Annotated in this window: 9 protein-coding genes and 2 pseudogenes; 5 read left to right on the forward strand and 6 right to left on the reverse strand. The window is 64.0% G+C overall.

What is annotated here, in order from left to right; translation table 11 throughout:
• Positions 1-98 precede the first annotated feature (98 nt).
• Complete coding sequence (locus tag B0E51_RS11640) at positions 99-611, reverse strand: DUF2059 domain-containing protein (RefSeq protein WP_077445082.1); 513 nt, start codon at positions 609-611, stop codon at positions 99-101.
• 169 nt (positions 612-780) lie between these two features.
• On the opposite strand from B0E51_RS11640, the gene uvrA reads away from it, so the two are divergent.
• The 4 genes and pseudogenes from uvrA (at position 781) to B0E51_RS11660 (ending at position 6,565) form a co-directional block, all read left to right on the forward strand.
• Complete coding sequence (gene uvrA / locus B0E51_RS11645; RefSeq protein ID WP_077445083.1) at positions 781-3,723, forward strand: excinuclease ABC subunit UvrA; 2,943 nt, start codon at positions 781-783, stop codon at positions 3,721-3,723.
• Positions 3,720-4,215 (forward strand): annotated as a pseudogene (locus tag B0E51_RS11650) (thioesterase family protein). The gene uvrA and the pseudogene B0E51_RS11650 overlap by 4 nt, the downstream one beginning before the upstream one ends.
• Positions 4,216-4,317: 102 nt before the next feature.
• Positions 4,318-5,787, forward strand: a complete 1,470-nt coding sequence (locus B0E51_RS11655; RefSeq protein ID WP_077445084.1) for a DUF4139 domain-containing protein — start codon at positions 4,318-4,320, stop codon at positions 5,785-5,787.
• A 22-nt stretch (positions 5,788-5,809) separates the two neighbouring features.
• Positions 5,810-6,565, forward strand: a complete 756-nt coding sequence (locus tag B0E51_RS11660) for an enoyl-CoA hydratase/isomerase family protein (protein WP_077445085.1) — start codon at positions 5,810-5,812, stop codon at positions 6,563-6,565.
• Between the two features lie 19 nt (positions 6,566-6,584).
• Here the strand turns inward: B0E51_RS11660 and B0E51_RS11665 are convergent, their stop codons facing one another.
• The 3 genes and pseudogenes from B0E51_RS11665 to B0E51_RS11675 form a co-directional block, all read right to left on the reverse strand.
• Complete coding sequence (locus B0E51_RS11665) at positions 6,585-7,436, reverse strand: sulfurtransferase (RefSeq protein WP_077445086.1); 852 nt, start codon at positions 7,434-7,436, stop codon at positions 6,585-6,587.
• Positions 7,433-8,217 (reverse strand): annotated as a pseudogene (locus B0E51_RS11670) (DUF1289 domain-containing protein). The gene B0E51_RS11665 and the pseudogene B0E51_RS11670 overlap by 4 nt, the downstream one beginning before the upstream one ends.
• A 26-nt stretch (positions 8,218-8,243) precedes the next feature.
• Entirely contained in the window at positions 8,244-8,969 is a 726-nt protein-coding gene (locus B0E51_RS11675) for an FKBP-type peptidyl-prolyl cis-trans isomerase (protein ID WP_077445261.1), read from the reverse strand.
• A gap of 167 nt (positions 8,970-9,136) precedes the next feature.
• On the opposite strand from B0E51_RS11675, the gene B0E51_RS11680 reads away from it, so the two are divergent.
• Positions 9,137-9,919 (forward strand): enoyl-CoA hydratase-related protein, encoded by a 783-nt coding sequence (locus tag B0E51_RS11680; RefSeq protein WP_077445087.1) that lies wholly within the window; start codon positions 9,137-9,139, stop codon positions 9,917-9,919.
• A 53-nt stretch (positions 9,920-9,972) separates the two neighbouring features.
• Here the strand turns inward: B0E51_RS11680 and B0E51_RS11685 are convergent, their stop codons facing one another.
• Together B0E51_RS11685 and mutL are read right to left on the reverse strand one after the other, a co-directional pair.
• On the reverse strand, positions 9,973-10,890 hold the full coding sequence (locus B0E51_RS11685) for a DUF1684 domain-containing protein (protein ID WP_077445088.1): 918 nt from the start codon (positions 10,888-10,890) through the stop codon (positions 9,973-9,975).
• A 70-nt stretch (positions 10,891-10,960) separates the two neighbouring features.
• On the reverse strand, positions 10,961-12,775 hold the full coding sequence (gene mutL / locus B0E51_RS11690; RefSeq protein ID WP_077445089.1) for a DNA mismatch repair endonuclease MutL: 1,815 nt from the start codon (positions 12,773-12,775) through the stop codon (positions 10,961-10,963).
• Between the last annotated feature and the right edge of the window lie 19 nt (positions 12,776-12,794).

Here is a 12,794-nt window from a genome sequence, read left to right on the forward strand (position 1 = left end):
GACCTTGAACGTGGTTGGCGAACCGCAGATTATAGCGACCATCCTTTGCACTGGTCAAATACTGACCAGCTCACAATCCCGCCGGAAGGCATCAGCAGCTAGTGCGCCGGCTTCGCCACTGGTGCCGGCGGGGTGGCTGCCGGAGTGGCAGGGCAGCGTCCATTGGCGTCCAGAGTGCCCTTCTGCTGCAGGCTCTTGATCATGACTTGACCTCGTTCACGCATCCATTGTTGACCGATTTTTGCACTCTCGGCCACCGTCAGCGGCATCTGCATGACCACTTTCTGACCCAATGGCGACTGGTAAAACTTCAGCAACCCTGCAATGTCCTCGGCAGTGAAATGGCTCTGATAGATTGGCACCATGCGGCTCAGCAACTGCTGTGCACCGCTGGTATCGATGAAATTCTGCCAATACGAGGCCGATACACAGGGCACTGCTTGCGCCATCACTCCAGCCATCTGGGAGTTCATCTGGCCATAGGTCTGGGCCAAGTGCATCACCTCGAACAACTGGCGTACCTGCTGCTCACTTGGCTGCGCAGCCATAGCCGGGCCCATCGAACCACAAGCCAGCAGCAAGCCCGCTGCAACCCCGATCCATTTACGCATGACAATCTCCTTTCGTCCCCGGTGGTCATGGCCGCCATGGCCCGAACCGTCATTTAGCCATAGCCGTTGCGACAAGGGAAAGCGGCGATTGCACCCGGCGATCACGGTTCATCCATGAACTATCCAAACTCCTTGGTATAGTAAAGGTTCCCCCCCACATCATGGCGTCATGGACACCATACGCATCCGCGGCGCGCGCACGCACAACCTCAAGAACATCGACCTCGACCTGCCGCGCGACCGGCTGATCGTGATCACCGGCCTGTCCGGCTCAGGCAAGTCCTCGCTGGCGTTCGACACGATCTATGCCGAGGGCCAGCGCCGCTATGTCGAGTCGCTCTCGGCGTATGCGCGACAGTTCCTGTCGATGATGGAGAAACCCGACGTCGATCATATCGAGGGTTTGTCGCCTGCGATCTCGATCGAGCAGAAATCCACCTCGCACAACCCGCGTTCCACCGTGGGCACGATCACCGAGGTGTACGACTACCTGCGCCTGCTGTACGCCCGCGTCGGTACGCCGCGTTGCCCGGACCACGGGATTCCGCTGGAGGCACAGACGGTGACCCAGATGGTCGACGCCACGCTGGCGCTGGATCCGGAAAAGCGTTTCATGCTGCTGGCGCCAGTGATCCGCGAGCGCAAGGGCGAGCATGTGCAGGTCTTCGACCAGCTGCGTGCGCAGGGTTTCGTGCGTGCGCGTGTCGACGGCACCGTGTTCGATCTCGACGCCGTGCCGCCGCTGACGCTGCGCCAGAAGCACACCATCGAGGTGGTGATCGATCGTTTCCGTCCGCGCGACGACATCAAGCAGCGGCTGGCCGAATCGTTCGAGACTGCGCTGCGACTCGGCGACGGGCTGGTGATCGTGGTCGACATGGATGACGCGAAGGCTCCGGAACAGCTGCTGTCCTCGCGTTACTCCTGCCCCGTATGCGATTACTCGCTGCCGGAGCTGGAGCCACGCCTGTTCTCGTTCAACTCGCCGGTGGGCGCCTGCCCTTCATGCGATGGTCTTGGCGTGACCCAGGTATTCGATGCCTCGCGCGTGGTCGGCCATCCGGAGCTGCCGCTGTCCGGCGGCGCCGTGCGCGGATGGGACCGGCGCAATGCGCACTACTTCCAGCTGATCCTGTCGCTGGCGGCGCATTACGGTTTCGACGTCGACACACCGTGGCAGAAGCTTCCAGCAGACGTCCAGAAGGCCGTGCTGCATGGCAGCGGCAAGGACAAGATCGCGTTCCGCTACATCACCGAGCGCGGCGGCAAGGTCACCCGCGAGCACGCGTTCGAAGGCATCCTGCCGAACCTGGAACGGCGCTACAAGGAAACCGAATCGCCGGCGGTGCGCGAGGAGCTGGCGAAGTACATCAGCGACCAGCCCTGCCCGACCTGCGATGGCCAGCGGTTAAACCGCTCGGCACGCAATGTGTTCGTCGCCGACCACGCACTACCCTCGCTCACCCATCGCTCGATCGACGACGCGCTGGCGTTCTTCGACACCTTGAAGCTTACTGGCTGGCGCGGCGAGATCGCAGTGAAGATCGTCAAGGAAATTCGCGAGCGGCTGAGCTTCCTCAACGATGTGGGCTTGAACTACCTCACCCTGGACCGGCAGGCCGATTCACTGTCCGGCGGCGAGGCGCAACGCATCCGCCTGGCTTCGCAGATCGGTGCAGGTCTGGTCGGCGTAATGTACGTGCTGGACGAACCCTCGATCGGTCTGCACCAGCGCGACAACGAACGCCTGCTCGGCACCCTGACTCGTCTGCGCGACCTCGGCAACACGGTGATCGTGGTCGAGCACGACGAGGATGCGATCCGCATGGCCGACCATGTGCTCGACATCGGCCCCGGTGCCGGCGTGCATGGCGGTGAAATCGTCGCGCAGGGCACGGTGAAGGACATCCTCGCTGCGCCGCGTTCGATCACAGGCCAGTTCCTCTCCGGCAAGCGCGCGATCGAAGTGCCGACCGAGCGACGCCAACCGAGCGACGCCGATTCGTGGCTGCATCTGAAAGGCGCCAGCGGCAACAACCTGAAGAACGTCGACCTGGCAATCCCGGCCAGGCTATTCACCTGTGTCACCGGCGTCTCCGGCTCCGGCAAGTCGACCCTGGTCAACGACACCTTGTTTCGCCTCGCCGCCACCGAATTGAACGGCGCCAGCACACAGCCGGCCGCGTACAAGTCGGTCAAGGGCATGGACCTGTTCGACAAGGTGGTCGACATCGACCAATCGCCGATCGGCCGTACCCCTCGCTCCAACCCCGCCACCTACACCGGCCTGTTCACCCCGCTGCGCGAAATGTATGCGCAGGTGCCGGAGGCGCGTTCGCGCGGCTACACGCCGGGCCGCTTCAGCTTCAACGTGCGCGGCGGCCGCTGCGAGGCCTGCGAGGGCGACGGCATGATCAAGGTGGAGATGCATTTCCTGCCCGACGTCTACGTGCCCTGCGACCTCTGCCACGGCAAGCGCTACAACCGCGAAACCCTGGAGATCCACTACAAGGGCCACACGATTGCCGACGTGCTCGACATGACGGTGGAGGATGCGCTGAAGCTGTTCGAGAACGTGCCAACGATCGCGCGCAAGCTCGATACGCTGCGCGCGGTAGGCCTGGACTACATCAAGCTTGGCCAGAGCGCGACCACGCTGTCCGGCGGCGAGGCGCAGCGCGTGAAGCTGTCCAAGGAGCTGTCCAAGCGCGATACCGGTCGCACGCTCTACATCCTCGACGAGCCGACCACCGGCCTGCACTTCCACGACATCGAACAGCTGCTCGATGTGCTGCACCAGCTGGTCGACCAGGGCAATACGGTCGTAGTGATCGAGCACAACCTCGACGTGATCAAGACCGCCGACTGGATCGTCGATCTCGGCCCGGAAGGCGGTGCCGGTGGCGGCCGCATCCTGGTTTCGGGCACACCGGAAACCGTGGCCGCCACGGCAGGTTCGCATACCGGCCATTTCCTCGCTCCGCATCTGAAGGTCACCAAGGCAGGCAAGGCTGCCCGCGCCCCGGAGGCCGAAAAGCGGGTCAAGGCGGCGACCAAGCATATTGCCTCCGCCGACAAGCACAGGCCTGTGCCACGGAAAAAGCGTTCATGAGTCCCCGCAAGTCATCCTCCAAGATTGTCGATGCACCTGCGGCGGATTCGATCGCTTCCGTCGATGGGCAGTCGCAGACAACTCTCGGTACGCTGCTGCACGTCGCATCGATCGGCGTGCGCTGGCGCGACCTTGACGCGTTCAATCACGTCAACACGCCAAAATAACCTCACCTACCTGGAAGAGTCGCGCCTGCAATGGCTGAGTCACGTGCCGGGACCGTGGTTCGACGAGCAGGCGATGCCGGTGATGGCTGCCAGCGAGGTGAATTACCGCCGCCCGATCGAATGGCCGGCGCAGCTTGAGGTGCAACTGTCCTGCGCACGTCTCGGCAACAGCTCGCTCACGATCGCCCATCGCATTGTCGATACCGCCAATACCAACCGGCTGTATTGCGATGGTCACGTGGTCATGGTGTGGATGAATCCGGCCACCGGCAAACCAGTGCCACTTCCGGCTTGCATCCGTGCGTCGGCCACGAGCAATCAGTGAACGAATGACGGTGGCATTGACGTAAGCATATGACGGCATCGACACCCGTCATGCCTGTGGGATGGCTATGATGGCTTCCTGCCCTTCGACGGAGTTCGACCGATGACGGCATTACACCACTCCAGCGCTCTCGCCATCGCCTGTGTCGCTGCCCTGGCTGGTATGACGCAGGCACATGCGGCAGACACCACCTCGCTCACCCTCTACCGCAGCGACAGTGCTGCGCTGTATGCCAGCAAGGGCGACGGCAGCGTGGATGAGGGTTACGCGGTAGCGCGCGAGCAGCGTGCACTCAATCTGACCACCGGCATTCACGACGTGGTGATCGGGGATCTGCCCGATTCTCTCGACCCCGAGGCACTCGCCCTCAGCTTCCCCGGCGGTGATGCCAGGGTGATCTCGCAACGTCTGCTGTTGGCACAGGGTGAAAACGCGGCGCTGACCGGACTGATCGGTCGCAGCGTGGATGTACTTGGCAATGATGGCCAGCCACTGGCCAGTGGCCACTTGCTGCGCGTCAGTGACGGCCTGCTGGTACGCAATGACCGCGGCGACACCACCCTGGTCAACCACTACGCAGCCGTACGCACCTCCGCTGGCGACTTCCCTGCCGGCTCCAGCCTGAGCCTGCGCGTGGATGCTGCCCACACCGGCCAGACCAGTGCCGTACTCAGCTATCCCACTTCGGGTCTGGGCTGGCGCGCGGCCTATGTGGCGACGCTGCAACCCGGTGGCGCATGCCGCATGCAGTTCGAATCACGCGCCAGTATCGCCAACCGCAGCGGACGAGACTGGCATGACCTGCAGCTCACCCTGATCGCCGGCGAACCGAACATGGCCAAGGCTTCGGCACCGCGGCCGATGATGGCGATGGCGCGCGGCTTCAACGCCAAAGCCGAAAGCGCCGAACTGCCGCAGCAGACTGGCCTCGCCGATTACCGCAGCTACACGCTGCCGGCTGCCGTCGACCTGCCCGATGGCAGCGTCAGCCAGGTACCGCTGTATGCCACTCGCGCGCTGGATTGCGAGCGCACCGCACTGTACGAGAACGGCAGTGCGTGGATGCCGCCGCAGCCGATGCTGAATCGTGATTTCAACCCCGGTGGCGGCAGCAGCATCATCAGCACCCTGAAACTGCAGGCGTTCGACAGCCTGCCGGCCGGCTATCTGCGCGTACTCACCGCCGACCGCAACGGCACCGCGCAATTCATCGGTGAAGGCCGCATCGACGACACCCCGAAAGGCAGCGACGCCACCATCACGCTGGGCACCGCGTTCGACCTGCGTGCCGAGCGCACGCGCACCAGCTTCAGCGTTGACAAGAACGGGCGCACACTGGACGAGGCGTTCCACATCAACCTGAGCAATGCCGGTGGCAGCACCCGCACTGTGACCGTACGCGAACATCCCAATCGCTGGCGCCAGTGGACGCTGGTGTCATCCAGCAACAAGCCCAGCCAGCAAACGCTGGACACGCTGGAGTTCCGCGTCGAGATACCAGCCAACGGCAAAGCCGTGCTGGACTACGCAGTGCGCTACCGCTGGACTGCCGACGAAAACCCACAGCCGTGAATCACCGAGCCGGAGCCACATCATGCTCAACCTGACCAACCACGAAAACATCCGCGAAATCCAGCTGGCCCGCCCGCCGGTCAACGCATTGAACCTGGAGCTGCTGCTCGCTCTGCGGGCCGCGATCGACGACAGCGTGCGCGACGGCGTGGGCGGCGTCGTGCTGTCAGGTGCGCAGGGATTGTTCTCTGCCGGCGTCGACGTGCCGGCCCTGCTCGGCCGCGACCGCGCCGGTGTGCGCGAATACTGGCGCGAATTCTTTGCACTCTGCGCCACTCTGGCTCGTTCGCCGATCCCGCTGGTGGCTGCCATCAGCGGCCACAGCCCAGCTGGCGGAGCAGTACTGGCGTTGTTCTGCGACTACCGGGTGATGGCCGAAGGCCCGTACCGGATCGGACTGAACGAGGTGCAGGTGGGGTTGATCGTGCCCGAAGCGATTCAGCTGGCGCTGCGCCGCGTGGTCGGTACCTATCGCGCCGAACGGTTGCTCGTCGCGGGCGCCATGATCGAATCGGCCGAAGCCCTGGCATGTGGCTTCGTCGACGAACTCACCGGTGTCGACCAGGTGGCCGTACGCGCCAGGCACTGGCTGGGTGAACTGCTGACGCTGCCAGCGCATGCCATGCTCGCTACCCGTACGCTGGCGCGGGCCGACTTGGCCGTGGCATATGCCGATCCGGACAAGCTGCCACTGGATGATTTCGTCGAGGCGTTCTTCCATCCGCAGACGCAGGCGGTGCTGCATCAGTTGGTGGCGCGACTCAAGAGCAAGAGCTGATCAGTTGTTGCGTGCCGGGTCAGCCCTTGGCCACCGGTCGTGCCGGGTCACTGATCCAGCCGCTCCATGACGGTGCGTACAGCCGCGAACCGTGCAGCCCGGCATGCTCCATCGCCAGCAAGTTGTGGCAGGCGGTGACACCGGAGCCACACATGTGTACCACTTGCGATGCTGCAGTGGCACCCAGCACGGCAACGAATTCGTCATGCAGCTGGGTGACCGACTTGAAGCGACCGTCGCTGCCCAGGTTGTCGGCAAACGGCCTGTTCAAGGCACCAGGTACATGGCCACCGACCCGATCCAGCGGCTCGACGTCGCCGCGATAGCGCGGTGCGGCACGTGCATCCAGCAACTTGCCCGCGGCGCCAGCGCGCACGGCGGCATGATCCAGCAAGACCTGCCCCGCGTCGAAGCCCAGTGACACCTGACTTGGAGTCCGCGCGGCCGACTCACCGGACTCGACCGGCAGGCCCGCCGCCAACCATGCGGCATAGCCGCCATCCAGCACGGCAACATGGCGCATACCCACCAACCGCAACAACCACCACAATCGTGCCGCAGCCAGCGCACCGCCGGCCGTGTCATAGCAGACCACCTGCAGGTCAGGCTGCCAGCCCCAGCGCGACAACAGCGCGCTGAACGCCTGCTCCAATGGCAGCGGGTGCCGACCCAGACCCTCAGTCTGGCGCGACAGATCGGACAGATCGTGATCGAGACTGGCGTACACCGCGCCCGGAATATGGCCGTCCCGATAGTCACGTGCACCCTTGTCAGGATCAGCCAGGTCGAAACGGCAATCGACGATCAGCACCTGCTGCGATGGCAGCGCCGCGAGGCTGGCAGCATCAATGAGCGTGGTGTACCTGGTCATGCGCAACCCATCCTCTGCAGCAGGTTGAACAGCATCGCGGCGGTGGCGCCCCAGATGCGGTGACCACCGTGGATGAACTCGACCATCGGTCGATGGTGGCCGCGAAATTCCATCGTATAGCGACGCAGGTTGGCCGGCTCCAGGAAGAACGCCAGCGGCACCTCGAACACTTCAGCCACTTCATCCGGCGCCGGATACAGCTGTGCGCCGGCGGCAATCTGCGCCACCACCGGCGTGATGCAATAGCCGCTGATCGTCTCGAAACAATCCAGGTAACCCAGCGGCGTCACCAGCGCACGATCGAGGCCGATTTCCTCTTCGCTCTCGCGCAATGCCGTGGTCAGTGCATCGCCGCCATCGGCGGGGTCGCTGCGCCCACCGGGAAATGCTACCTGGCCGGCGTGCGACTGCAGGTGGTCGGTCCGCACGGTGAGTACCAGCCTGGGCTGCACGCCTTCGCGCAAACCGACCAGCACGGCAGCCGGCTGACGCTGCGTGGTGCCGAGCAGTTCGGTCATGTCAGCATGGTTCCAGCCTGGCGCCATCGGTGGTGCCGATAGCGGGTGGAGCGCCTTGATGAGCGCCTCCATCATGACAACTCGCGGGCAGGCAGAATCACCTGCATGACATAACGCCTCTCGGCATCACTCATCACGCGCCAGCGACCGATTTCCTCGCCGGTGCGCCAGCAACCCACGCAATAGCCGCGCTCATCCAGCCGGCAGATGCCGATGCAGGGGGTTAGTGGAGGTGTTTCGGCAGGGCTCGGATCGTTCGGCATGCCCTGCCATGTTACCACCGCAGGATTCAGGGCCTGGCCGAATCAGGCTTGATCTCGAGCAGCTGAATTTCGAATACAAGCGCCTCGTTCGGGCCAATCCGCGGAAGCTGGCCGTCTTCGCCATAGGCCAGTTGCGGCGGAATCACCACCTTCCAGCGATCCCCCACATGCATGCGCGGGATCACGTCGCGCCAACCGGAAATGACTCCGTCCACCTCGAAACTCACCGGCGCGCCATGCGCCCAGGTGCTGTCAAACTCGGTACCGTCGACCAGCATGCCGCGATAGTTCACCACTACCCTGCTGGTCACGGTCGGGCTGACCGTGCCTGTGCCCTTGCTCAGCACCGCGTACTGGATGCCTGAGGGCAGTTGCACCACGCCCGGCTGTTGTCCGTTGCGCGCCATGAACTCGGCGCTCTTGCGTGCATTGGCTTCGGCAATCCGCTTGAATTCGGCCAGCGCATTCGCATGCATCTGCCGCTCGAGACTGCGCAGCTGCTCATGCATTTCCGGTACAGGTACCGTAGGCTGTCGCTTGGCATAGGCATCCTGGATCGCACGCATCAGGACCGCAACATCCACATCCGGTCGGCCATCGGCAAACTGGCTGCCGATCTGGTAGCCAATCGCATAAGAAAGCTTGGACTTGTCCAGCTTCACAGGCGCGCTGGCCATTGCTGCGCGATTCTGCGCATGCGCCATCCCACCCAGCAGCAAGGTGCCGAGCAGTACGCAACGCAGATATGTCATGCCTTTCTCCATCGGGCCGTTCTCTATCGCGACTGGCAATTCAGACGGTTCATCCTAAGCGGTTCGCGGGATTCGTGCAGCGGTCGCTGCTTCTGGCTTGAGAAACCCGCTGGCGACAAAGGTTCCCGCTGCTACCATCGCGCCCTTGCATCCATCAGGAGCCGTTCATGGCCTATCGCAACCTGGAAACCAGCAACCGCGGGGCGGTGCGCACTATCACGGTCAATCGACCGGACAAGCTCAACGCGCTGAATCGCGACACCCTCAACGAGCTGACCCTCGCCTTTGCGCAGGCCGCGCAGGACGATGCCGTGCGTGTGGTGGTGCTGGCCGGCGCAGGCGAAAAGGCATTCGTCGCCGGTGCCGACATTGCCGAGATGAACGGCTACACGCCGGTGCAGGCGCAAGGTTTCTCACGTACCGGACAGCGCCTGATGAGTTCGATCGAGCGCCTCGGCAAGCCGGTGATCGCACGCATCCAGGGCTTCGCCCTCGGCGGAGGCATGGAACTGGCGATGGCCTGCCACCTGCGCGTGGCCGGCGAAAAAGCGAAATTCGGCCAGCCCGAGATCAACCTCGGCCTGATCCCGGGCTTCGGCGGCACCCAGCGGCTGTTGCGCCTGGCCGGTCGCGGCGCAGCGCTGGAGCTGTGCCTTACTGGTGCCGTGATCAATGCACAACGCGCGTACGAACTGGGCATCATCACTCGCGTGGTCGCGCCCGAAGCGCTGGACGATGCCGTGAACACCTTGGCTGACCAGCTGGCGGCCAGCGCACCACTGGCCGCCGCCAGCATCCTCGACGCCGTACTGCAGGGCGGCGAGACCTCGATCGATCAGGGGCTGGAGTTCGAGACCCAGGGTTTCGCGCTGGCGTTCTCCACCGAGGACATGCGCGAGGGCACCTCGGCGTTCCTGGAAAAGCGCAAGGCGGAGTTCAAGGGACGCTGAACCTGCCAGAGCCAGAGCTGCATATCTGACCTGATCGCTGCGGGACGCAGCGATCAGTGCTCCCCGCGATACTTCTTCTCGCCCGCCGTGATGCGCAGATCGAGCCGGTTCTCGGGTGGCGCCAGCGGACAGGTGGCGAACGGCGTGAACGCGCACGGTGGGTTGTAGGCCTCGTTGAAGTCAAGGATCACCTTGCCATCCTTCGGCAACGCGGCGTACAGGAAACGTGCGGCGCCATAGGTCTCCTTGCCTGAAGTGCGATCGGCGATCACAAAGAACAGATCGCCACCAGGCTCCTCCTGATACGGCAGCAGCTCGTAGGTGTGGCCGTCGTGCTGGAACACTGCCTTGCCCGGCACGTCGACCTTGTCGATCGTGCCGATCACCGAACCGATCTCCAGCTTGTGCGGCGGGTCGAACGGCACCCAGGTGGCCACGATGTGCCAGGACGGATCGATCGGAAAATAGTCGATGCCGAGAAAATTTTTCCGCGTGATCGCGTCGCTGTCCTTGACGCGCAGCGCTTTGCGGCCGTCACGATCAATCACGTAGAAGTTCGCCGCGCCGAAACTCACCAGGGTCGGCGACGCGTCACCGGTGACATGTGCATCGTCGATCAACGCCGCTTCGGCCACGGCCTTGCCGTCGATCGTGGCCGCACTCCCTGTGGCCAGCACGATGTGCAGGGAGCCATCCTTCGCCAACTTCACCGTGCCGAGATGCGCCGGACCCGCCTTCAGTACGATGTCGTTGTTGGCCGCGCTGCCGACATGGTTGTCACCTTCTTTCAACCACTCCAGACCGGTCAGGCTCAGCCAGCCGTTCGGCGCAGTGAGCCGTTCCAGACGACCGCTCCGCCATTGCTGGATCTGCTGTTCGTAGGTCGCCACAGGGGTTGCGGCAGGTGTTTCAGCGTGCACGGCTACAACTCCGGAAAACAGGGCAATGGCAACAATGGCATGACGCAACATGGGCAGCGATCCGCGCGAGGCAGGAACTCCGAGTATGGCCGTCCGTTTGCTCACAGGGCAAGTCGTGTCGTCAGCGACCACGCATGAACAGTTTGTCGAGTTCGGCCACGCTCAGCTGAATCCAGGTCGGGCGGCCGTGGTTGCATTGACCGGAGCGTTCGGTCACTTCCATCTCGCGCAACAGGGCATTCATTTCGGGGATCGTCAGGCGCCGTCCGGCGCGCACCGAACCGTGGCAGGCCATGGTCGAGAGCAGCTCGTTCTCCAGCTCCTGCAGACGACGCGAACTGCCGTGCTGGGCCAGTTCGGACAGCACGTCACGGCTGAGCTGGCCGACATCCGCGCCTTCCAGCAGCGCCGGAATCCGTCGTACCACGATCGTCGCCGGACCACTGCGCGACAGCTCCAGGCCCCACTCGGCCAGCGCCTCCGCATGTTCCTCGGCCGCCGCGGCCTCCTTCGCACTGACCGCGACACTCATCGGCACCAACAACATCTGCGAACGCAAGTTGCTGCCAACCCGACCTGATTTCAGCTTCTCGTAGGTGATCCGCTCATGCGCCGCATGCATGTCCACCAGCACCAGGCCGTGCGCATTTTCGGCCAGCACGAAGATGCTTTTCAGCTGTGCGATCGCGAATCCGAGCGGCGGCGTTTCGCCCTCTTCCGTCGCCGGCATCGGCACATGCGCCACCGATGATCCCGGCGATTCACCAAGCAGAGCGGCATAACCGGCCAGTGGCGCATCGCGCACGCCCAAGCTCAGCCGACTCTGGCTGAACTGGCCGGACCACGCCGGCGTGCTGGATGGTGCAGGCGCCGTGGCGACGTATGGCTCATGCGAACCGTGTGCCGGTTCGGTTGTCGGCAACGTGTTCAGGCCCGCACGTGTCTGCGCCAACGCCTCATGCAGGGTGCGGAACAGGAAATCATGCACCAGCCGCTGCTCGCGGAAACGCACTTCGTGCTTGGCCGGATGCACGTTCACGTCCACACCAGCCGGATCGAGTTCCAGATACAGCACGAACGCGGCGTGCCGGCCGTGGAACAACACATCGGCATACGCCTGACGCACGGCGTGAGCCACGATGCGATCACGCACCAGCCGGCCGTTGACGTAGAAATACTGCGAGTCGGCCTGCGCGCGTGACGCCGTCGGCAAACCGACCCAGCCGGACAGATGCAGGCCGGCCATGGCGTGATCGATGCGCAGGCTCTGCGCCGGGAATTCCTCGCCCAGCACCTCAGCCACCCGCTGCAGCTCGGCCTGCTCATCGCGGGCAGCTTTCCACACGCGCACCGGCTTGCCGTTGTGGCTGAGCCGGAACTCCACTGCCCCGCGCGCCAGCGCCAGCGAATTCAGCAGGTCGTCGATATGCGCGAACTCGGTGCGCTCGGCGCGCATGAATTTCCGCCGCGCCGGCACGTTGTAGAACAGGTCGCGCACTTCGACGCTGGTGCCTTGCGGATGCTGCGCCGGGCGTGCTGCCTGAAGCTTGCCGCTGTCGACCTCGATGCGGAACGCAGCATCCTGCCCGCGTGTCCGCGAGGTCAGCGCGAAACGCGATACCGACGACACCGAGGCCAGTGCCTCGCCGCGAAACCCCATGCTGGCGACATGTTCCAGGTCGTCGAAGCTGCCGATCTTGCTGGTCGCGTGCGAGGCCACTGCGAGGGGTAATTCGTCGACATGGATGCCGTCGCCGTCGTCCCGCACGCGGATCAATCGCGCACCGCCGGCTTCGATATCCACTTCGATGCGGCTGGCACCGGCGTCGAGGCTGTTCTCGACCAGTTCTTTCACCACCGACGACGGCCGTTCGATGACTTCGCCGGCGGCGATCTGGTTGATGAGTTCGGGGGGTAGTACACGGATCACGTTCATCCGCGAACTTTAGCAGCGA

Source organism: Rhodanobacter sp. C05, from assembly GCF_002001165.1.
In the GTDB taxonomy this organism is placed as follows: domain Bacteria; phylum Pseudomonadota; class Gammaproteobacteria; order Xanthomonadales; family Rhodanobacteraceae; genus Rhodanobacter.